The sequence below is a fragment of the Hylemonella sp. W303a genome (assembly GCF_046452315.1).
Lineage (GTDB): Bacteria > Pseudomonadota > Gammaproteobacteria > Burkholderiales > Burkholderiaceae_C > Hylemonella.
In genome coordinates this window covers 1-21,588 of sequence record NZ_JBKFDG010000002.1, presented here as the reverse complement: position 1 = coordinate 21,588, position 21,588 = coordinate 1, and the positions used below count along the sequence as shown (strand labels likewise).

The 21,588-nt window shown below is 65.1% G+C and carries 23 protein-coding genes; 17 read left to right on the top strand and 6 right to left on the bottom strand.

Annotated elements, in window-relative coordinates; all coding sequences use genetic code 11:
* Positions 1–201: 201 nt before the first annotated feature.
* The 5 genes from ACLBKS_RS03770 to ACLBKS_RS03750 all read left to right on the top strand — a co-directional run bounded on the left by ACLBKS_RS03770 (position 202) and on the right by ACLBKS_RS03750 (position 4,545).
* Positions 202–492, top strand: coding sequence for a DUF2282 domain-containing protein (locus ACLBKS_RS03770; RefSeq protein ID WP_410191468.1), 291 nt, complete (start codon positions 202–204; stop codon positions 490–492).
* 24 nt (positions 493–516) lie between these two features.
* Positions 517–1,422, top strand: a complete 906-nt coding sequence (locus ACLBKS_RS03765) for a DUF692 domain-containing protein (RefSeq protein WP_410191467.1) — start codon at positions 517–519, stop codon at positions 1,420–1,422.
* Positions 1,419–2,237: a putative DNA-binding domain-containing protein gene (locus ACLBKS_RS03760; protein WP_410191466.1), complete on the top strand. Its 819-nt coding sequence runs from the start codon at positions 1,419–1,421 to the stop codon at positions 2,235–2,237. Before ACLBKS_RS03765 ends, ACLBKS_RS03760 begins: the two co-directional genes overlap by 4 nt.
* A gap of 27 nt (positions 2,238–2,264) precedes the next feature.
* Complete coding sequence (locus tag ACLBKS_RS03755) at positions 2,265–2,771, top strand: DoxX family protein (protein ID WP_410191465.1); 507 nt, start codon at positions 2,265–2,267, stop codon at positions 2,769–2,771.
* 91 nt (positions 2,772–2,862) lie between these two features.
* A complete protein-coding gene (locus tag ACLBKS_RS03750) occupies positions 2,863–4,545 on the top strand; it encodes a methyl-accepting chemotaxis protein (protein ID WP_410191464.1) in 1,683 nt (560 codons plus the stop codon).
* Here the strand turns inward: ACLBKS_RS03750 and ACLBKS_RS03745 are convergent.
* The 6 genes from ACLBKS_RS03745 to ACLBKS_RS03720 form a co-directional block, all read right to left on the bottom strand.
* Entirely contained in the window at positions 4,441–5,160 is a 720-nt protein-coding gene (locus ACLBKS_RS03745; protein WP_410191463.1) for an ABC transporter ATP-binding protein, read from the bottom strand. The genes ACLBKS_RS03750 and ACLBKS_RS03745 overlap by 105 nt on opposite strands.
* Positions 5,157–5,945, bottom strand: a complete 789-nt coding sequence (locus ACLBKS_RS03740) for an ABC transporter ATP-binding protein (protein ID WP_410191462.1) — start codon at positions 5,943–5,945, stop codon at positions 5,157–5,159. Before ACLBKS_RS03740 ends, ACLBKS_RS03745 begins: the two co-directional genes overlap by 4 nt.
* Positions 5,946–5,962: 17 nt before the next feature.
* Positions 5,963–7,288 carry a branched-chain amino acid ABC transporter permease gene (locus ACLBKS_RS03735; RefSeq protein WP_410191461.1) on the bottom strand — a complete coding sequence of 442 codons (1,326 nt, stop codon included), beginning with the start codon at positions 7,286–7,288 and terminating at the stop codon, positions 5,963–5,965.
* Between the two features lie 10 nt (positions 7,289–7,298).
* The gene (locus ACLBKS_RS03730) at positions 7,299–8,330 is read right to left on the bottom strand and encodes a branched-chain amino acid ABC transporter permease (RefSeq protein WP_410191460.1); all 1,032 of its coding nucleotides are present in this window, start codon (positions 8,328–8,330) and stop codon (positions 7,299–7,301) included.
* 106 nt (positions 8,331–8,436) lie between these two features.
* Positions 8,437–9,699 (bottom strand): branched-chain amino acid ABC transporter substrate-binding protein, encoded by a 1,263-nt coding sequence (locus ACLBKS_RS03725; protein ID WP_410191459.1) that lies wholly within the window; start codon positions 9,697–9,699, stop codon positions 8,437–8,439.
* Positions 9,700–9,908: 209 nt separating this feature from the next.
* A complete protein-coding gene (locus ACLBKS_RS03720) occupies positions 9,909–11,555 on the bottom strand; it encodes a 3-(methylthio)propionyl-CoA ligase (protein ID WP_410191458.1) in 1,647 nt (548 codons plus the stop codon).
* A 217-nt stretch (positions 11,556–11,772) separates the two neighbouring features.
* Between ACLBKS_RS03720 and ACLBKS_RS03715 the strand changes: the two genes are divergently transcribed.
* The 12 genes from ACLBKS_RS03715 (at position 11,773) to ACLBKS_RS03660 (ending at position 21,525) form a co-directional block, all read left to right on the top strand.
* Positions 11,773–12,159 (top strand): ArsR/SmtB family transcription factor, encoded by a 387-nt coding sequence (locus tag ACLBKS_RS03715; protein WP_410191457.1) that lies wholly within the window; start codon positions 11,773–11,775, stop codon positions 12,157–12,159.
* Positions 12,160–12,187: 28 nt separating this feature from the next.
* Positions 12,188–12,658 (top strand): arsenic resistance N-acetyltransferase ArsN2, encoded by a 471-nt coding sequence (arsN2, locus tag ACLBKS_RS03710; protein WP_410191456.1) that lies wholly within the window; start codon positions 12,188–12,190, stop codon positions 12,656–12,658.
* 33 nt (positions 12,659–12,691) lie between these two features.
* Positions 12,692–13,180, top strand: a complete 489-nt coding sequence (locus tag ACLBKS_RS03705; protein ID WP_410191455.1) for an ArsI/CadI family heavy metal resistance metalloenzyme — start codon at positions 12,692–12,694, stop codon at positions 13,178–13,180.
* 9 nt (positions 13,181–13,189) lie between these two features.
* Positions 13,190–13,699, top strand: coding sequence for an arsenate reductase ArsC (locus ACLBKS_RS03700; RefSeq protein ID WP_410191454.1), 510 nt, complete (start codon positions 13,190–13,192; stop codon positions 13,697–13,699).
* Position 13,700: 1 nt separating this feature from the next.
* On the top strand, positions 13,701–14,189 hold the full coding sequence (locus tag ACLBKS_RS03695; RefSeq protein WP_410191453.1) for an arsenate reductase ArsC: 489 nt from the start codon (positions 13,701–13,703) through the stop codon (positions 14,187–14,189).
* A gap of 1 nt (position 14,190) precedes the next feature.
* A complete protein-coding gene (gene arsB, locus ACLBKS_RS03690; protein ID WP_410191452.1) occupies positions 14,191–15,246 on the top strand; it encodes an ACR3 family arsenite efflux transporter in 1,056 nt (351 codons plus the stop codon).
* 43 nt (positions 15,247–15,289) lie between these two features.
* Positions 15,290–16,864: a protein adenylyltransferase SelO gene (locus ACLBKS_RS03685; RefSeq protein WP_410191451.1), complete on the top strand. Its 1,575-nt coding sequence runs from the start codon at positions 15,290–15,292 to the stop codon at positions 16,862–16,864.
* A 118-nt stretch (positions 16,865–16,982) separates the two neighbouring features.
* Complete coding sequence (gene msrB / locus ACLBKS_RS03680; protein ID WP_410191450.1) at positions 16,983–17,390, top strand: peptide-methionine (R)-S-oxide reductase MsrB; 408 nt, start codon at positions 16,983–16,985, stop codon at positions 17,388–17,390.
* 203 nt (positions 17,391–17,593) lie between these two features.
* Positions 17,594–18,151, top strand: a complete 558-nt coding sequence (locus ACLBKS_RS03675) for a septation protein A (RefSeq protein WP_410191917.1) — start codon at positions 17,594–17,596, stop codon at positions 18,149–18,151.
* An 88-nt stretch (positions 18,152–18,239) separates the two neighbouring features.
* The gene (locus ACLBKS_RS03670) at positions 18,240–18,554 is read left to right on the top strand and encodes a BolA family protein (RefSeq protein ID WP_410191449.1); all 315 of its coding nucleotides are present in this window, start codon (positions 18,240–18,242) and stop codon (positions 18,552–18,554) included.
* 63 nt (positions 18,555–18,617) lie between these two features.
* On the top strand, positions 18,618–19,418 hold the full coding sequence (locus ACLBKS_RS03665; RefSeq protein WP_410191448.1) for a peptidylprolyl isomerase: 801 nt from the start codon (positions 18,618–18,620) through the stop codon (positions 19,416–19,418).
* A 109-nt stretch (positions 19,419–19,527) separates the two neighbouring features.
* Positions 19,528–21,525, top strand: a complete 1,998-nt coding sequence (locus ACLBKS_RS03660; protein ID WP_410191447.1) for a peptidase U32 family protein — start codon at positions 19,528–19,530, stop codon at positions 21,523–21,525.
* Positions 21,526–21,588: the final 63 nt, after the last annotated feature.

Here is a 21,588-nt window from a genome sequence, read left to right as displayed (position 1 = left end):
CCTGACCGACTCGCCACCCACCATCGGTCGCGGTGCCCTGCCCCGGCTTGGCGGAGGCACCCCACCCGCGCAGATTTTTTTCAACGCTGCTGTAACCCGCGTTCGCCTCGTGGCGAATTAACTCTCGGACCGCCAGCGGACGCGATCAACGCGCAGCGCGGCGGACCGAACATTTCCAACCATTTCAAGGAAACCGACACCATGAACGCACGCAATCTCGCCACCGTTGCCGTCTCCCTCTCCGCCTTGGTCGCGGGCGTGGCGCTGGCCCAGTCCTCGCAAATGCCTGACAAGAAAACGACCGCCGTCGAAAAATGCTACGGCGTTTCGAAGGCGGGTCAGAACGACTGCAAGGCGGGCGCTGGCACCACCTGCGCGGGCACGGCCAAGATGGATTACCAGGGCAATGCCTGGAAGAACGTGCCCGCAGGCACCTGCACCTCGATCAAGACGCCCAAGGGCATGGGCTCCTTGACGCCGACGATGTCCTGATGCAGAGACGCGAGGCCCCACACCATGGCGAACAGCAGCATGCTCGGCGCGGGCCTTGGCCTGAAGCCGCAGCATTACGAGGAGGCTCGGGACGCGGATGACCCCGGCCTGTGGTTCGAGGTTCACCCCGAGAACTACCTGATGGAGGGTGGGCCGCGCCTGGCTTGGCTGCAGGCGGTGGGCGAGCGCCATCCGCTGTCTCTGCACGGGGTCTCGCTGTCGCTGGCGGCGGACACGCCGCCTGACCCAGCACAACTGGCGCGACTCGCACGCCTGGCTGCGCGGGTGCAGCCGGCGCTGGTGTCAGAGCACTTGGCTTGGTCGACGTGGAACGGACACTACCACCCAGACCTGCTGCCCTTTCCGCGCACGCAAGCCGCTCTGCAACGCATCGCGAGCAACATCTCGCTGGTGCAGGACGCGCTGGGCCGTCGCATCGCGGTGGAAAACCCGGCGCACTACCTGCGCATCGAAGGTCACGAATGGGGCGAAACGGATTTTCTCGCGGAGCTGACGCGGCGCACGGGCTGCGGGCTGCTGCTGGACCTCAACAACGTGCTGGTTGGTGCGCACAACCTGGGGTACGACGCTCAGGCCTACCTGGACAACTTTCCAACCCATGCCGTGATGGAAATCCATCTTGCTGGACACCGCCTGGACGAAGCCCACGCGGAGAACTCGGTTGCAGGCAGGGCCGAGGTCACTCGAAACCCTCTGCTGATTGACAGCCACGACAGCCCTGTCGCCGAGCCGGTATGGGCGTTGTACGACAGACTGATCGCACGGACAGGTCCGCGCCCGACGCTCATCGAGCGCGACGACAACATTCCGCCCTTCGCCGAGTTGCTGCGCGAAGCCCGGCACGCCGCGGCACGGATGTCCGGGCTGAGCAAGGCCAGCCACCCCACTCTGAAGGAGCTTGTGGCATGAGCCCCGTGGTGACCCGCGACGATGGGCTGGGTGACGAACTGGGAGATGAGCTGGCCCGCTTCCAGAACGACTTCCTGCTCGCGCTCTACCACCCGGTTTCGGCCAGCGGTACCGCGACCGCCGTGTCGAAGCTGGTGCATCAGCCCGGTTTCGCGGTCTATCGCAACACGGTCATCAAGACCTGCATCGACGCCTTGGAAGCGAATTTTCCATGCGTCGCGAGGCTCGTCGGCAGGGAATGGTTCCGCGCCGCAGCCTTGCCTTACGTCCGCGCCACACCGCCTACGTCGGTGATGCTGATGGAGTACGGCGCGGACTACGCAGACTTCCTCGCCGATTTCGCGCCCGCGCGCGCACTGCCTTACCTGCCCGGGGTTGCGCGACTCGACCGGCTCTGGACCGAGGCGCACCTGGCCGCCGATGCGCCCGCGCTGGACGCCCACGCCCTGGCGGCCCTGCCTGCAGAGGCCTTGGGCGCGCAACGGTTGCGCCCCCACCCGGCCACGCGCTGGGCCTGGCACTCGGACCAACCCATCTACACCCTGTGGCACGCCAACCGCGCGCAACAGCCCTTACCGGACAACCTGCCCTGGACCGCCGATGGCGTCCTGCTGACCCGCAGCGGGTTGGATGGCGCGGTGCGGTGGCAAGCCGCGGGGCCAGGCCTGTGCGCTTTTCTGGACGCTTGCGCTTCGGACCGCACGCTGGCCGAAGCGGCTGAAGCGGCGCTGAACGTTGAACCCAGCCTCGACCTGCCCGGCTTGCTCGCCGATCTCCTCAACGCGGGCGCGCTCACCGCGGCAAAGACCCGCTGACATCCCCCCAGCCCCAAGGACTTGCGCATGCCCACGCCCATCGCCCCCTCTCACCGCGGCCCATCGTCTGAGTCGCGCCCCCTGACCTCGCGAACCGAGCGCCTGCGCGCGGGCTGGAACGCCTGCGCGGGGCAATTGGATCGACGCATTGGTCATGCGGCGATCGCGTTGGCCGCCCGCCTCGCACTGGCCGCCCTCTTTTTCCTGTCCGGCCGCACCAAGGTGACGGGGCTGATCACGGTCAGCGAGGGCACCTACACGCTGTTCCGCGAGGAGTATCGGCTGCCTCTGCTGCCCCCGGAGTGGGCCGCGCACCTGGCCGCTTACGCCGAGCATTTGTTTCCCCTGCTCTTGCTGCTGGGTCTGGCCACGCGCCTTTCGGCGTTGGCGCTGCTGGGCATGACGGCCGTGATCCAGGTCTTCGTCTACCCCGATGCCTGGCCGACCCACCTGTCCTGGGCGGCTATGCTGCTCTACCTCGTTGGGCGCGGTGGCGGTCCCTTGTCGGTCGACCGCGCCCTGGGCATACGCTGAGGTCGCGCGCCACCCCAACCCGTCCCCTTCCCTGTCAACTTGGACCGCGTTTTCCAAGACGCAGATCACAGAAAGCAGAAAGACCGCCGCCATGTTCTCCCGCTTGCAGATCCGCACCGGCCTGTGGCTCGTGTTGGGCATTTTTTCCTTGGCCCTCTGGGCCTCGGCCGGATTGGCCTGGTTGGGTGCGCGCCAAGCCGCGCGCGACATCGATGCGACGGCCGTGTTGGATCAGCGCATACGGCCACTGCACGAGACGGGCAGGCTGCTGCTCACCGCCCTGGTCGGCATGAACAACGCTTACATCCAACTGCAACGCGGAGACCAGATCGCCTCCACCGATGAGGTGCGCAAAGCGTCGGCCGCGGTTCAAGCCGCCGCGAAGTCCTTTGAGACCTACCGCGCCGCAGTGCCGGCCGACGACCCGCTGGCGCGGCGCGCGGCGTTGGCTTATGAGCGCTACGCACGTGTGTTGGGCCTGCGCGAGGAGGCGCTCTACGAAGTCTCGCTGGATCGCTATGTGGCCGCCGCGGGCGAGGCCGAGCAGGCCGACCGGGACTTCGACACGGCCCTGCGCGCCGCGATCGCCGAAGGCGAGGCCCAACGCGAGGCATTGCGGCTCGGTTCCGAGGCCCGCGCCGCGCGCTTGGGCGGCATGGCGCTGGGTCTGTTCGGTCTTTCACTGGCCCTCGCTGCGCTGTGTTTGCTGTTCTTCCGCCAGCGCTTGCTGGGGCCTCTGGACCTCACCGGCCGACATTTCGACCGCATCGCGGGGGGCGACCTGAGCGGCGCCGTGGCAAGCCAGCGGGAGGACGAAATCGGCGCGCTGCTGACCGCGCTGGAGCGCATGCAGAGCGGCCTGGCACGCACGGTCGCGGCCATCCGGCAGGGGGCATCGTCCGTGGACCAGGGCACGCGCGGCATCGCCGACGGCAATGTGGCCTTGTCGGCGCGCACCGAACAGCAGGCTGCCGCGCTGGAGCAAACGGCCGCCACCCTGGAGGAGTTGTCGGCGGCGGTGCGACAGAACGCCGAGCAGACCCGTCAAACCCGGGACCTCGCGCGCACGGCGTCCGCGCAAGCCTCACTGGGAGGCAATGCGGTCGCCCGCATCGCGGAGACCATGCAGCAGGTTTCCTCCCACGCGCAGCGCATCGTGGACATCGTGGGCATCATCGACGGCATCGCCTTCCAAACGAATCTGCTGGCGCTGAACGCCTCGGTGGAAGCCGCGCGCGCGGGCACGCAGGGCAAGGGTTTCGCCGTGGTGGCCACGGAGGTGCGCTCGCTGGCGCAGCGCAGCGCGCGCGCGGCCGCCGAGGTCAAGGACCTGATCGGTCAGTCCTCGGCCAGCGTGGCCTTGGGCGCCGAGCAGGCCACCGAGGCCGACCGCACCATGCGGCAGATCGTGAAGTCCGTCGAGCAACTGATGCAGACCTTGGACCAGATCGCGCTGGCCACGGCCGAACAGTCCGATGGCATCCAGCAGGTGAGCCTGGCCGTCACCGAGATGGACCGCGCCACGCAAGAGAACGCCGGCCTGGTCGAGCAGACGGCGCGCTCGGCCAAGGCGCTCAAGTCGCAATCCGACCAGCTGGTGGAGACGGTGTCGGTCTTCCGCTTGGAGCCTGGTGCATCGGCGGCCGCGCCACCCAAGCGCCTGCCTGACTCAGACTTCCAGCCACTCCTTGCGCACCGAGGCGTTGGCACGCAGCGCCTCGGGCGTGCCCTCAAAGACGATGCTGCCGTGCCCCATCACGAGCACGCGGTCTGAGATCGTCATCGCGATGGTGAGCTTCTGCTCGATCAAGAGCACCGACACGCCCCGCGCCTTGAGCGTCTGAAGGTACCGCCCCACCAGCTCCACGATCTTGGGTGCCAGACCCTCGGTGGGCTCGTCGATGATGATGAGGTCAGGGTCGCCCATCAAAGTGCGGCACAAGGTCAGCATCTGCTGTTCGCCGCCAGACAGCACGCCGCCCGGAGTGTGCTGGCGTTCGCGCAGGCGCGGGAACAGCGTGTACATGTCCTCGTAGGACCAGCGGCTTTTCGCACCACTCCCTCGTTTCTCGCCCAGCATCAGGTTCTGGTGCACCGTGAGGTCGGGGAAGATGTCGCGGTTCTCGGGCACGTAACCCAGGCCCAGGTGCGCGATCTCGTAGGCCTTGCGGCCCTGGATGGCCTGCTGCTTCAAGCGCAAATCGCCCGTGCAGTCCACCAGACCCATGATGGCCTTGGCCGTGGTGGAACGCCCCGAGCCATTGCGCCCCAGCAGAGCCACGATCTCGCCCTCACCCACGGTGAAGTTCACGCCATGCAGCACATGGCTCTTGCCGTAGTAGGCGTGCAGGTCTCGCACCTGCAGCAATGCGGGGTTCGGCGTGCTCATGCCCTGCCCTCCGCCTGCGCGTCGGCGACGACCGAACCCAGGTAGGCCTCCTGCACGCGCGCGTTGGAGCGCACGGCCTCGGGCGCGTCGAAGGCCAGCAGCTCGCCGTAGACCACGACGGCGATCTTGTCGGCCAAACCGAAGACCACGCCCATGTCGTGCTCCACGGTCAGCAGGGTCTTGCCCTCGGTCACCTCCCGGATCAGGGCGACGAAACGCGTGGTTTCGCTTTGGCTCATGCCAGCGGTCGGTTCGTCGAGCAGCACCACCTCGGCGCCTCCGGCGATGGTGATGCCAATCTCCAGCGCGCGCTGCTCGGCGTAGGTGAGGTTCATCGCCAGCGTGTCGCGCCGCTTGTCGAGTCGGATCATGAGCAGTAATTCGTCCACGCGGGCATTGACCTCGTGCAAGCCCGCCAGAAAACGCCAAAAGGTGTAGCGGTAACCCAGGCTCCACAACACCGCGCAGCGCAGGTTTTCCTTCACACTCAGCTTCGGGAAGATGTTGGTGATCTGAAAGCTGCGCGCCAAGCCCTTGCGGTAGATCTCGTAAGGCTTCAAGCCGTCAATGCGCTCGCCCTTGAGCAGGATTTCGCCGGAACTCGGACCAAAGCGCCCACTGATCAGGTTGAACAAGGTGGACTTGCCCGCGCCGTTGGGGCCGATCACGGCCACCCGCTCGCCCTGACGCACCGTCAGGTCGATGCCACGGATGATCTCGGACTTCCCGAATCGCTTGGTGACGCCCTTCAACTCCAGGGCGAACGGTGAGGACGTGGATGTCATGGCGAGGGTCATGGGGCTCACAGCCCTTCCCTGTGTTGGATGATGCGCTCAATGCGCGACTGAACCTCGCTCCAGCGGCGCGCGTAGTCGCGACGCGCCACCATGAAAAGCGCGATGCTCACCAAGGTGAACGCCAGAGCGCCCAGCCAGGTGCTGATTTGACTCACGTCCAGCACCCAACCCAGGAAGACAACCTCCGAACCCAGGGTCACGTTCAGTTGGCGGTGGTAGACCATCTCGATCAACACCGCGGCGCCCAGCAAGGCCAGCGCGCCGCTGAGGGTGATGGCCAGCGTGCTCTTGGCGATTCGGTTCCAGAAGCCGAATTTCGCCACACGCAGGTTCATCAGCACCAGGCTGGCCACGCCACCCGGGGCGTACATCACCATGAAGAGGAAGATCAAACCCAGGTAGAGCAACCAGGCCTTGGTCAATTCGGACAACATCACGGAAGTCAACACCAGCAGCACGCCGCCGATGATGGGGCCAAAAAACACGGTGGCGCCGCCGAGGAAGGTGAACAGCAGGTAACCGCCCGAGCGCAGCGGTCCCACCACCTCGGCCGTGACGATCTCGAACAGGATGGCGCCCAGCCCGCCCGCGATGCCTGCGAAAAACCCCGCCACCATGAAGGCGAGGTAACGCACCCGCTGCGTGCTGTAACCGATGAACTCCACGCGCTCCGGGTTGTCGCGCACGGCGTTGAGGATGCGCCCCAGGGGCGTGCGCGTGAAGGCGTACATCAGCGCGACGCAGACGAAGGTGTAGACCGCGATCAGGTAATACACCTGGATGCCCGGGCCGAAGTTGATGCCTTTGTCGAGAATGCCTTGCAGCGCCGGCTTGCCCACCACGCGGTTGGCGGTGATGCCCGCCTCGCCGCCGAAGAACTCCGCGAACATCAGCGACATGGCGAAGACCAGCTCGGCCATGCCCAGCGTGATCATGGCAAAGGGCGTTCCGGCCTTCTTGGTTGTGACGTAACCAAACAGGCTGGCAAAGAACAGACCCGCCAGCCCGCCCACCAGGGGCAGCAGGCTCACCGGCACGAAGGGTTGCCCCGCCTTGGCCAGGCCGCTCATCAGGTTGAGCGCATGGATGGTCATGTAGGCGCCGAGGCCGGAATAAACGGCATGGCCAAAGCTCAGCATGCCGCCCTGCCCCAACAGCATGTTGTAGGACAAACAGGCGATGATGGCGATGCCCATCTGCGACAGCAGGCTGACTGCCAGACTGCTGCTGAACAGCCGGGGCATGGTCAACAGCACGAGGGCGAACAAACCCCAGATGATCCAGCGGCCCCAGTTGAAAGAGGGTGTAGTCACGGTGCTCAAGTTGCTCATGGTGGGAACCTCACTCTTCACGCGTGCCCAGCAGGCCCTTGGGCCTGAAGATGAGGATCAGCACCAGGAACAAGTACGGCAGGATGGGTGCCACCTGAGCCAGCGTGAGCTTGAGCAGCGAGTTGTTGCGCGCGGCCGCGCTCAGCTCCATGCCCAGCGCCTGCAGAAGATGGACGAGTGAATAATCAAAGGCCACGGCGAAAGTCTGGATCACGCCGATCAGCACGGAGGCCAAGAAGGCCCCCGAAAGCGACCCCAGGCCACCCACGACCACGACCACGAAGATCACCGACCCCACGGTGGCGGCCATGGCGGGCTCGGTCACGAAGGTGCTGCCACCGATGACACCGGCCAACCCGGCCAAGGCCGCCCCCGCGCCAAAGACCAGCATGAAGACGCGCGGCACGTTGTGCCCCAAGGCCTCGGCCATCTCCGGGTGGCTGAGCGAGGCGCGGATGACCAGGCCGATGCGGGTCTTGGTCAGCATCAGCCACAGCGCCACCAACATCAGCAAGGCGACCACCATCATGAAGCCGCGCGTGGCCGGAAACGGAGAGCAGGCCGCCACCGCGCAGGCCTCGGCCGAGGCCCGTCCCCAGACCAGGTGCATGCCGCTCATGGCACCGGCGCCTGCGTCATGCACCAGCGTGAAAGCCGGTCCCTGCAGCAACTCGGGGGGACGAAACTCCAGCGGCAGTCGGCCCCAAATCAACTGCACCAGCTCCAAGATGATGTAGGACAAGCCAAAGGTGATCAGCAGCTCGGGCACGTGCCCGTAGGCATGCACCTTGCGCAGTGCCAAGCGCTCGAACAAGGCCCCCAGAGCACCGACCAGCAGCGGCGCGACGATCAGACCCAGCCAAAAGCCCGTGAAATCCCGGGCCACGGTGTAGCCCAGGTAAGCGCCCAGCATGTAGAAGCTCGCATGGGCGAAATTGAGCACGCCCATCATGCTGAAGATCAGCGTGAGGCCGGAACTGAGCATGAACAGCAACAGCCCGTAGCTCAAGCCATTGAGCATGGAGATGAGAAAGAACTCCATCGCGTCCTGAATCGGTGTGTCAACGAAACCGCCACCCGCTGGCGGAAAAAGGGCCCGATCTCACGTGGCAAGACCGGGCCCGCGAACCCATCAGCGAATCATCGCATCATGGACGCTGCATCTGGCACACCGTGGGGGTGCTCGTCTGGGCCGAGGTGAACTCGCGCACGGGCGCGAAGGTCATGTCGGTGGCCTCAGCGGTGTACTTGAACTTCTTGTCGGCCTTCTGCCAGACCGTGATGAACAAGGGCTGCTGGAGCTGGTGGTCCGTGGCGCGCATTTCAACATCGCCGTTGTAGCTCTTGAACTTCAAGCCCTCGAGCGCCTTGGCCACCTTCACCGGGTCGGTGGATTTGGCCTTGGCCATGGCCTCACCGAGCGCGCGGAAGATGTGGTAGACCGAGCCCGTGTAGTAGTCGTCCTTGAACTTTTCCTTGTACTCCTGCTGCCACTTCTCGTAGTCGCCGCCCATGTAATAGGTGTTGTAGGAGACTTGGTAGACCTTGCCCGCGCCGCCATTGCCCAGGGCCGTGGGCGTGCCAGTCACACCAGCGTAGTAGGTGTAGAACTTGCCGTTGTACCCCCCTTCGATCGCGGCCTTGACCAGCAGCGACAGATCGGAGCCCCAGTTGCCGGTGATCACGGTGTCCGCACCCGAGGCATTGATCTTGGCGATGTAGGGCGAGAAGTCCCGCACCTGGGCCAAGGGGGTCAGATCCTCGCCCACGATTTGCACGTCGGGGCGTTTTTCCGCCAGCAGCTCCTTGGCGTACTTGGCCACCTGATGCCCGTGGGCATAGTTCTGGTTCATCAGGTAGACCTTCTTGACGTCCTTCTGGTCCTTGATGAAGCTGGTCATCGCGCCCATCTTCATCGACGTGTCGGCATCAAAGCGGAAATGCCAGTAGTTGCACTTGACGCCGGTGAGGTCGGGGTCGATGGCGGAGTGATTCAGGAACACCACCTCCTGCCCTGGGTTGCGCTCGTTGTGCTTGGCGATCGCATCGATCAAAGCGACCGCGACCGAGGTGCCATTGCCCTGCGTGATGTAGCGCACGCCTTGGTCGATGGCGGCCTTGAGCTGGTTCACGCTTTCCTGCGGACTCAGCTTGTTGTCCAGGCCGATCACCTCGAACTTCACACCCGCCGGATTGCCCGCGCCACTGAACTTCTCGCCAAAGAACTGAAAGCTGCGCAGCTGGTTGCTGCCCACCGGCGCCATCAGGCCGGACAGCGGATCAATCCAGGCGATCTTGACGGTCTGGCCCTGGGTTTGCGCCAAGGCCGTTGATATTCCCAAGCCGCTCAGCAGCGCGGCCGTAGCCGCGAAACCGCCGAACGCCGAGCCGAGTTTGCGCACACGATTCATGGTTGTCTCCTGTTCGTGGATGTCGTCCCCAGTCGGGGAAGCTTGCGAGGCCTGCACGGCCTTGTTGTTTTCTCGAAGCCGAGTCAGCGTAACAAGGCTGAGTGCCTGAGCGCTCTAGGGAATGCCCGTAACAGGGTTCGCAGGCGTCACCCAAGTGACGCGGGTGATGTCCGGTGGCGACAAGCCCGGCGGAGGTGGTGCGCAAGCGATCAAAGACCCGGCAACTTGTAGTCCTTCAATTGCTCGCGCAGGCGCGTCTTGAGCATCTTTCCGGTGGCGCCCAGGGGAATCGCGTCCACGAAGATCACGTCATCGGGGATTTGCCACTTGGCCACCGTCTTGTCCGCGTAGAAGCCGAGCAAGGCTTCGCGCGTCAGCTCCGCGCCCGGCTTCTTCACCACGACGACCACGGGCCGTTCGTCCCATTTCGGGTGCTTCATGCCCACGCAGGCAGCCAGGGCCACCGAGGGATGGCCCATGGCGATGTTCTCGATGTCGATGGAACTGATCCACTCGCCGCCGGACTTGATCACGTCCTTGCTTCGGTCCGTGATCTGCATGTAGCCATCGGCATCGATGGTCGCGACATCCCCCGTGGGGAACCACCCGCGCCCCTCGGCGTCTCGCACCAGTGGGTCACCGCCCTCGCCCTTGAAGTACCCCCGCACCACCCATGGCCCACGCACCAACAGGTCGCCGTAGGTTTTGCCATCCCAGGGCAAGTCCTGCCCATCGCCACCGACGATCTTCATGTCCATGCCGAAGATGGTGCGGCCCTGCTTGAGGCGAATCTTCTTCTGTGCTTCGGGGGGCTGGGCCAGGTGCTTGTTCTTGAGCGTGCACAGCGTGCCCAGCGGCGACATTTCCGTCATGCCCCAAGCGTGCAAGACCTCGACGCCGAACTCGTCGCGGAAGGTGTCGATCATCGCCGGCGGGCAGGCCGCGCCACCAATCACCGTGCGCTTGAAACTGCTGAACTTGAGGTTGTTGGTCTTGACGTGGCCCAGCAGCATTTGCCAGATGGTGGGCACGCCAGCGGCGTAGGTCACGCCCTCCGCCTCCATCAGCTCGTAAAGCGACTTGCCGTCCAGCGCCGGGCCTGGCAGCACCAGCTTGCAACCTGTGAGTGCCGCGGAATAAGGAATGCCCCAGGCATTGACGTGGAACATGGGCACCACGGGCAGCACACTGTCACGCGCGCTCATGCACATCACGTCCGGCAGGGCCGCCGCGTAAGCGTGCAGGATGGTGGAGCGGTGGCTGTAAAGCGCGCCCTTGGGGTTGCCGGTGGTGCCGCTGGTGTAGCAGATGCTGGATGCGGCGTGCTCGTCCAGTTCAGGCCAGGGGTAGGTCGTGGGCTGCTTCGCGATCCAGGCTTCGTAACTCGCCAGAGCGGGAATGCCGCTGTCGGCTGGCAGCTTGTCAGCGTCGCACAAGGCCACCCACTGCTTCACCGTGGGACATTTCGCATGGACGGCCTGAATCAGGGGCAGGAAGGTCAGGTCGAAACACAGCACCTGATCTTCCGCATGGTTGACGATCCAGGCGATCTGGTCCGGATGCAGGCGCGGGTTGATGGTGTGCAGCACACGGCCCGAGCCACTGACGCCGAAATACAGCTCCAAATGGCGGTAGCCGTTCCAAGCCAAGGTGCCCACGCGATCACCCAATCGCAGCTTCGCGCTGTCCAGCGCGTTGGCCAATTGGCGCGAGCGCCTCGCCACATCGGCCCATCGGTAGCGGTGGATGTCTCCCTCCACGCGGCGGGAGACGATTTCGCCATCACCGTGGTGACGCTCCGCGAAGTCGATGAGGGAAGAAATCAGCAAGGGCTGGGTCTGCATCAATCCAAGCATGGACGGTCTCCTGTTTTTGTGGTCCGAGTTTGCGCGCGAGTATCCCGCAAGCCTGTGAGACCGCCACATGGGGAAACACCCGGGCGGTACAAGGCAAGCCCCGTACGACAGCATCTGTGGCGCGGCGTGTGTGCGGACAGGCTCATCGTCATCGGGTCTTCGGTTGAAGTTCCATCCACACATTTGATCGTTTCAATAATTCAAGTATTATTGAAACATGAAGAAGGAAAAGACCCCTCCAGCGCCACTGGAGGAAAACGAAGCCGTCGCCGCCCTGTCCGCACTGGCGCAAGCCCAACGCCTGCGCGTCTTCCGCGCCCTGGTGGTGGCAGGGCCGCAGGGCCTGACACCTGGCACCCTGACCGCCGAACTGGACATCGCACCCAGCGCCCTGTCCTTTCACCTCAAGGCCTTGCTGCATGCGGGCCTGGTCGGCAGCGAGCCCGATGGCCGGCACTTGGTCTACCGCGCCGACTTCTCCCGCATGAACAACCTGCTCGACTACCTCACCGAACACTGCTGCCAGGGCGTGGCCTGTGAGGTCGCCCCCGCGGGTAAAACGACGTCCTCCGCCAAAGGCGGTCGCAAAACCATGTGTTGCTGAACCAGTGAGACCAGCGAGAAAGACGAACATGACCTCGGCTATGCCCTCCGTGTTGGCGCTGACCACCCAGGACCATGCGACCGTCCAGACCCTGTTGGCGCAAGCCCATTTGCCCTGCGAAGACCTGTCACCCGAGGCCCTGCGCCTGTTCCTGGGCGTGTACGACCAGGACGCCCCGCGCGAACCCACACAGGACAGACTGATCGGCATCGTTGGCCTGGAAGCGCACGGGGGCGATGGTCTGCTGCGTTCCCTGTTCGTGCTGCCAGAACACCGTGGACGAGGCCTGGCGCACGCGCTGGTGCTTGCGCAAGAGGCCCAGGCGCGCCGCCTCGGGCTGAGCCGCCTCGTGCTGCTGACCGAAACCGCAGCCGACTTCTTCCGCACGCTGGGCTACCGCGACACAGACCGCGACACGCTGTCGGCCGGCCTGCTGGCTTCGACCCAGTTCCAGCAGCTCTGCCCCGCCTCGGCGCGCTGCCTGTCCAAGACACTCTGAGCCCCACCCGTCCCCACCACACCAGGAGATCCCATGAAACGCTTCCACGTCCACCTGCATGTCCAGGATCTGAACCAGAACATCAACTTCTACAGCACCCTGTTCGGGCAAGCCCCAACCCGCACGGAAAGCGATTACGCCAAATGGATGCTGCAGGACCCGCCGGTCAACTTCGCCATCTCCACGCGCGGTACGCAGACGGGCCTGGATCACCTGGGCTTCCAGGTCGAGTCGGACGAGGAACTGCAGGCGCTCAAGGTTCGGGCGAAGCAGGCAGAACTGGCCATGCACGATGAAGGTGAAACCACCTGCTGCTACGCCCGCAGCGACAAATACTGGCTGACCGATCCTCAAGGCGTGGCCTGGGAACAGTTTCACACCCTGGACCACATCCCCACGTTCAGCGAGACTACCGGCGCGGCCAGCAGCCAGGCCACTGCCTGCTGCCCCCCCACGGCCCATGCCGCGCCACGCGGCAAGCCCGTCGGCATCGCGGTCAAATCCACTTCTTCCTGCTGCTGAGGCCCCACCATGAACGACAAAAGCTACAACGTGCTCTTCATCTGCACCGGCAATTCGGCCCGCTCCATCTTGGCCGAAGGCATCCTCAATGAAATGGGGCGAGGCCGTTTCAAGGCCTATTCCGCCGGCAGCCATCCCAAGGGAAGCGTCCATCCCCTGAGCCTGAAGACCCTGGCCGCCCACCGCATCCCGACCGGAGGTTTTCACAGCAAAAGCTGGGAGGAATTCGCACAGCCCGGCGCGCCCGTGATGGATTTCGTCTTCACGGTCTGCGACCAGGCTGCGGGCGAAGTCTGCCCGGTCTGGCCCGGGCAGCCGGTATCGGCGCACTGGGGACAGCCCGACCCGGCGGCGGTGGAAGGCAATGAGGAAGCGCAAGAGCGCGCTTTCCGCGCGGCCTTCGTGACCATGAAACGGCGCATTGAGCTGATGCTGGCCTTGCCCCTGGACAAGCTGGATCGGCTGGCGATCCAGCAGGAAGTGCGGGCCATCGGCGCTCCCGCGCGGGAGGTCGCCTGAGATGAACACCCACGTCCTCATCCTTTGCACCCACAACTCGGCGCGCAGCGTGCTCGCGGAAGGCATGCTCAATCACTGGGCACAACGGCTCGGCAAAAACATCCAGGCGCACAGCGCGGGCAGCACGCCCAGCGGACGGGTGAACCCCCATGCGCTGGCGGTGCTGGCGCAGGCCGGCGTGGACACGTCGGGCGCGCGTTCCAAGACCTGGGACGAGTTCGCCCAGCCCGACGCGCCCCCCATGCGGGTGGTCATCACCGTTTGCGATCAGGCCGCGGCCGAGCCCTGCCCCTACTGGCCTGGCAGCCCAGTGCAGGTGCACTGGGGCTACGCCGACCCGTCCAAGGCGCCCGAGGACCAGAAGCGCGCGGCCTTCGAGTTGACGCGGCAGGCCATCGGCTACCGCATGCTGCAACTGGCGCAGTTGCAGTTCGACACCATGAGCAACGCGGAACTGCAAATGGCCTTGGAAGCCATCGAAAAGAGCTGACATGAAAAAAACAGACATGAACCTGTTCGAGCGCTACCTGACCTTGTGGGTGGCCCTGTGCATCGTGGTCGGCGTGGCGCTGGGCCAATGGCAACCCGAGCTGTTCCAGGTCGTCGGTCGCATGGAAATTGCGCAGGTCAACCTGCCTGTGGGCCTGCTGATCTGGGTGATGATCATCCCCATGCTGGTCAAGGTGGACTTCGGCGCGCTGCGCGAGGTGCGCTCGCACTGGCGCGGCATGGGTGTCACGCTCTTCGTGAACTGGTTGGTCAAGCCGTTTTCGATGGCGCTGCTGGGCTGGCTCTTCATCCGCGAGCTGTTCGCCCCCTGGCTGCCCGCCGACCAGATCGACAGCTACATCGCGGGGCTGATCCTGCTGGCGGCCGCGCCCTGCACGGCCATGGTCTTCGTCTGGAGCCGCCTGACCGGTGGCAACCCGCTGTTCACGCTGACGCAGGTCGCGCTCAACGACGGCATCATGCTCATCGCGTTCGCGCCCCTGGTGGCGCTGCTGCTGGGTCTGGCGTCCATCACCGTGCCCTGGGACACGTTGTTCATTTCGGTGCTGCTCTACATCGTGGTGCCGCTGCTCATCGCCCAGCTCTGGCGGCGTGCGCTGCTGGCGCGCGGACCGGCCGCATTCGACGCCGCCATGCGGAGGATCGGCCCGTGGTCGATGGTGGCCTTGCTGCTCACGCTGGTGCTGCTGTTTGCCTTCCAGGGTGAGGCCATCCTGCGCCAGCCGCTGATCATCGCCCTGCTGGCCGTTCCCATCCTGATTCAGGTCTTCTTCAATTCGGCGCTGGCCTATGTCCTCAACCGCGCCGTGGGCGAAAAACACGCCATCGCCTGCCCCTCGGCGCTGATCGGTGCGTCCAACTTCTTCGAGCTGGCCGTGGCCGCCGCCATCAGCCTGTACGGCTTCGACTCCGGCGCTGCGTTGGCCACCGTGGTCGGCGTGCTGATCGAGGTGCCCGTGATGCTGCTCGTGGTGCGCCTGGTCAACGCCAGCCGGGGGTGGTACGAGCGCGGCGCCGTCCCATCCGACCAACCATAACCTCACCGGGCCAGGGGCGGGACGGCTGCGAGACAATCCGCCCATGTCCGCCGTCCTTGACACCACCTCCCACGCACGCAGTGAGGCTGCCCCGGTGCAGACCGGCTTGCGCTGGATCAACCGCTACGCCCAGCTCGGTCCGGCCTATGTGACGGCGCTGGCGCCCCAGGCCCTGCCCGCCACCCATCCGCCGTATTGGGTCGGTCAGAGCCGTGCGGTGGGCGACTTACTGGGCTTGACGCCTGACTGGACCCAATCCGACGAACTGCTGGCCGCGCTGACGGGCAATGCGCCGCTGGCCGGCAGCGCCCCCGTGGCCACCGTGTACAGCGGCCACCAGTTCGGCGTCTGGGCCGGACAACTGGGCGATGGGCGGGCCTTGCTTCTGGGTGAAGCACAAGGCATAACCGACCAAGGTCTTGAAGTGCAGTTGAAGGGCGCGGGCCGCACGCCCTATTCCCGCATGGGTGACGGCCGGGCCGTGCTGCGTTCCAGCATCCGCGAGTTCCTGGCCAGCGAAGCCATGCACGCGCTGGGCGTGCCCACCACGCGCGCGCTGTGCGTCACGGGCTCGGACGCCCCGGTGCGCCGGGAGGAGATCGAGACCGCCGCCGTGGTCACCCGCGTGGCGCCCAGCTTCATCCGCTTCGGCCATTTCGAGCATTTCGCCTCGCGCGAGCAATTCGATGAACTGCGCGTGCTGGCCGACTACGTGATCGACCGTTATTATCCCGAATGCCGGACGACCGACGCCTACCAGGGCAACGCCTATGCCGCGCTGCTGGCCGCCGTGAGCGAGCGCACCGCGGTGCTGCTGGCGCATTGGCAGGCCGTGGGCTTCTGCCACGGCGTGATGAACACCGACAACATGAGCATCCTGGGCCTGACGCTGGACTATGGCCCCTACCAATTCTTGGATGGCTACAACCCGGCTCACATTTGCAACCACAGCGACAACCAGGGCCGCTATGCCTACGCGCGCCAGCCCAACGTCGCTTACTGGAACCTGCACGCCCTGGCCCAAGCGCTGTTGCCACTGATCGAAGACGAAACCTTGGCGCAAGCCGCCGTGGACGTGTACCGCGAGCGCTTCCCGCTCGAACTCGACGCCCGATACCGCGCCAAGCTCGGCCTGCATACGGACCAGCCGGACGACCGAGCCTTGCTGGAGGCCACCTTGCGCCTATTGGCCCAGGAACGCACCGATTACACGATTTTCTGGCGTCGCCTGAGCCGATTTGTGGCGGAGCGCGCGCAACTGACTGCGGGTGCGGAAGGCTCTGAGAGCACGAAAGTCGGAGCCGCCGCGCAAAACCTGCGCGATCTTTTCATCGACACCACAGCCTTTGACGCTTGGCTGCGCGGCTACGAGGCGCGCCTGTCCCAAGAAAACGTGCAGGCCAGCGCGGCGCTGATGCTGAGCGTGAACCCGAAGTTCGTGCTGCGCAATTGGCTGGGCGAGCAAGTCATCCGCCAGGCACGCGGCAAGGATTACAGCGGCGTCGCTCGGCTGCTTGCCCTGTTGGAGCGCCCCTATGAAGAACATCCAGGCTTTGAGGCGGAGGCAGGCTTTCCGCCCGATTGGGCTGCTTCCATCGAAATCAGCTGCTCGTCCTGAGCGGCTGCCTGTCGGCAGGCGCCTAAGGTCCCCTCACGGTTCTCTCTTGCTTCTCTCCTTTTTCTCTGCTGTTTGATTGTTGGTTTGCCTCTTCTTGATTTGATTTTCTAGCGACACCATGAGCTACGCCATCCAGAAAACCGCCGCCGAATGGCAGGCCCTGCTCGCCGCCAAGCACGCCGAACCCGGCGCCTACCAGGTCACGCGCCACGCCGCGACCGAGCGCCCCTACACCGGCAAGTACGAGAACTTTTGGGAGGCCGGCAGCTACCACTGCATCTGCTGCGGCGCGCGCCTGTTCGAGTCGGACACCAAGTTCGACGCAGGCTGCGGCTGGCCCAGCTTCTCCGAGCCAGTCACCCCGCAGGCCATCGAGGAACGCCGGGACCTCAGCCACGGCATGGTGCGCGTGGAAACGGTGTGCTCCCAATGTGGCGCGCACCTCGGCCATGTTTTTGAAGATGGCCCCACACCCACCGGATTGCGCTACTGCATGAACTCCGCAGCCCTGGAACACAAGCCCTGATTCACGGAGAGTAACTTTCGCGCTGGCTGACCCAGCCACCTGCTTCGGCGCGGGGCATGGGGGAACCCGACGATTTGGATTTGCGCAGCAAATCGTATGAGGAGCGGTCCCCCATGACACGCACCGAAGCCGCCACGTCCAGCGCCGACACCGAACCAGCGCCGACACCGAACCAGCGCCGGCCGAATGAGAAAATCCCCCGCATGAAACTCCTGCTCGACTTCCTCCCCCTGCTCTTCTTCTTCGGGGCCTACAAGCTCTACGGCATCTACACCGCCACCGCCGTGCTCATGGCCGCCACGGTCGTGCAGATGGCCATCATCTACAGCATCGACCGCAAGCTGCAGGCCATGCACAAGATCACGCTGGTGCTGATCCTGATCTTCGGCGCGCTCACCCTGACCCTGCACGACGATCGCTTCATCAAATGGAAACCCACCGTGCTCTACGCCGCGCTGGCCCTGGCCCTGGGCGTGGCCGTCTGGGGCCTGCGCAAGAACTTCCTCAAGCTGCTGCTGGGCAGCCAGCTCACCCTGCCCGACGCTGTGTGGATGCGGCTCAACGGGGCCTGGGTGGTGTATTGCGCCTTCATGGCGGCCATCAACGGCTACGTGGCGGCCTATTTCAGCACCGAGGCTTGGGTCAACTTCAAACTCTGGGGCTACGCTTTCCCCTTGATCTTCATCGTGGCCCAGGGCTTCTACGTTGCGCGCCACCTCAAGACCGACACGGCGTCCGGCAAGGACGCTGACGCAGCATGAGCCACCGTCAGGCCGCTCCCGGCAAGCGTCGCGCAGCTTTAGACTGCGCGGGGACTTGCACCGCAGTGCCCAGCACGGAGCTTGCGCCATGACCGAGCAAGACATGGCCGCGCGCATGCAGGCCGTGCTACAGGAACGCTTGCAGACCACGACCCTGGAAGTGCTGGACGAAAGCGCCGCTCACTTGGGCCACGCGGGCTCCAACGGCACGGGTTATGGCACGCACTTTCGGGTGCGCATCGCCAGCCCGCTTTTCACCGGCCGCAGCCGCGTGGCGCAACATCGCCTTGTGTATGATGCGCTGCAGGATTTTTTCGACCCCTACAACAAGCAAGGTGCCGCCGCAGGCACCATCGGCGAACCCAGAGGCAGCGTGCATGCGCTGGCCATCGAGATCCTCTGAAATTCGCCCCTGCGCTCGCCCTGCTTTCACCGCCCCCCCATTTTTCCCTCCTTCTGAATCATCATGAAGAAAACGCTTTCCGTGACCACCACGGCCCTGTCCACCGCCCTGCTGCTTGGCGCGCTGGCCCTGCCCGCATCCGTCGCCCAGGCCCAGAACCTGGCCGTCGTCAATGGCAAGCCCATCCCCTCGTCGCGCGTGGATGCCCTGGCCCGCCAGGTGCTGCGCGGCCAGCCGCCGACGCCAGAAATCATGGAAGAGCTCAAGCAGGCCGTGATCGACCGTGAACTGCTGGCGCAGGAAGCGCGTCGCCAAGGCTTGGCGGCCACGCCCCAGTACCGCGCGCAAATCGAGTTCGCCCAAGAGTCGCTGCTGATCCGCGAGCTGGTCGCCCACTTCCAGGAAACCAACCCCGTGACCGACGCCGACTTCCAGGAGGGCTACCAGCGCTTCGTGGCGGCGAACGGTGGCAAGGAGTACCGTGCTCGCCACATCCTGGTGCCCACCGAGGCCGAGGCCCAGTCCCTGCTGGCCCAACTCAAGAAGGGCGCGAAGTTCGACGCGCTGGCCAAGCAGCACTCCAAGGACCCGGGCTCCGCCGCGCGGGGGGGTGATCTGGATTGGGCTCCCGCCCAAGGCTACGTGCCCGAATTCGCCGCCGCGCTGCAAGCGTTGGGCAAGGGCCAAACCAGCGAGAAGCCGGTCCAAACGCAATTCGGCTGGCACCTGATCCTGGTGGACGATGTGCGCGACATCCAGCTCCCCTCGCTCGACGAAGTCAAACCCCAACTGGCCCAGGAAATCGGCCAGCGCAAGTTCGAGGAATTCCAGAAGAACCTGCGCGCCAACGCCAAGATCAAATAAGCAGGCGGGCTGCCCTCCAACCAGGACGGCACCCCCATCCCTGCGGACACCCAGCAAACGCGGCTTCGGCCGCGTTTGTTGTTTCAGGCTGGGATAATCCCGCCCCATCATGTCGTCCCGCCTCGCCCAGCACCTCGAACTCCTCGCACCCGCCCGCGACGCCGCCATCGGCATCGAGGCGATCAACCACGGCGCGGACGCCGTCTACATCGGCGGTCCTTCCTTCGGCGCGCGCGACAAGGCAGGCAACCCCGTCGAAGAGATCGAACGACTCTGCGCGCACGCGCATCGTTATGGCGCGCGCATCTTCGTCACGCTCAACACCATCTTGCGCGACGACGAATTGGAAGGCGCCCGGCGCATGGCCTGGCAGGTCTGGAACGCCGGCGCCGACGCCCTGATCGTGCAAGACATGGGTTTGACGATGCTGGACCTGCCGCCCATCCAGCTGCACGCCAGCACCCAGACCGACATCCGCACGCCGGAAAAAGCGCGCTTCCTGCAAGACGCTGGGTTTTCGCAGATGGTGCTGGCGCGCGAGCTGACGCTGCAGCAGATCCAGGCCATCCGGGCCGAGGTCCGGGACGCCACCTTGGAGTTCTTCATCCACGGCGCGCTCTGCGTGGCCTACAGCGGCCAATGCTTCATCAGCCACGCCGTCACCGGCCGCAGCGCCAACCGGGGCAGTTGCAGCCAGGAATGCCGCCAGCCCTGGACCGTGACGGACAGCCAGAACCGCATCGTCGCGCACGACAAGCATGTGCTCTCGCTCAAGGACAACGACCAGAGCGCCAACCTGGAAGCCCTGGTGGACGCGGGCATCCGCAGCTTCAAGATCGAAGGCCGCTACAAAGACATGGCGACCATCAAGAACGTGACGGCGCATTACCGGCAACTGGTGGACCAGCTGTTGGAGCGCCGTCCCGAATTCGCCGCCAGCTCCGACGGCCACTGCCGCTACACCTTCGCGCCCGACCCGGAGCGCGGTTTCAACCGCGGCGGCACGGACTACTTCGTCAACGGCCGCCGGGACGACATCGGCGCCTTCGACACACCCAAGCACGCGGGCATCGCCATCGGCCACGTCACGCGCGTCAACGCCGACAGCTTTGACGTGGAGTTGAACAGCGCCGAACTGGCGCTCAACAACGGCGACGCGCTGACCTGGTGGGACCGCCAGGGTGAACTGCAGGGCGTGCCGGTGAACGTGGCCAAGCCTCTTTCGAATTCTGGCGGGCGGCTCTGGCGCGTCTTCCCCAACATGCCCAAGGAGATGCAGGGTCAGGCGGTGTCCGCGCTCAAGGACCTGCGCAAGGACGCTGAAGTCAGCCGCAACCGCGACATGGCCTGGGAACGCCTGCTCGACAAAAAATCCGCCGAACGGCTGATCCCCGTTGCGCTGACCCTGCGGGACACCGACAGCGGTTTTTCCCTCACCCTCAGCGATGGCCACCACAGCGCCAGCGCGCAGTTGCAACACCCGCACGAACGCGCCAAGGACGCCACACGCGCCGAAGCCACGCTGCGCGAGCACCTCGGCAAACTGGGCGGCACGCTGTTTGAAGCCCAGAGCATCACGCTGGAGCTGAACCAGCCTTGGTTCATCCCCGCCAGCCTGCTCAACGCCCTGCGCCGCGACGCTGTGGCTGCGCTTGAATCAGCCCGGGCCGCAGCCTGGCAACGCCTGCCGAAAGCCCAGCCGGTGGAACCACCCGCGCCCTACCCCGAAGACACGCTGAGTTATCTCGCCAACGTCTACAACAGCCAGGCCGCTGCCTTCTACGCCCGCCACGGCGTGAAGGTCATAGCCGCCGCCTACGAAAGCCACGAGGAACTGGGCGAAGCCAGCCTCATGATCACCAAGCACTGCGTGCGTTTCTCCTTGAGCCTCTGCCCTAAGCAGGCCAAAGGCGTCACAGGCGTGCAAGGCACCGTGCGCGCCGAGCCCATGACCATTACCCAGGGCAAAGAAAAGTTCACCCTGCGCTTTGACTGCAAGCCCTGCGAAATGCACGTCGTGGGCAAGATCAAACCCTCGGTGATCAAGCAGCAGGCGCGGGAAGTGCCGTTGACGTTTTATCGGACGAGGCCAGGGGTGTCGGGTTAGTTGCGCAGATAGTTCAAGCTTAACTACCTACCGGAAGCAGTCTGTACATCATCTTTGAATAAC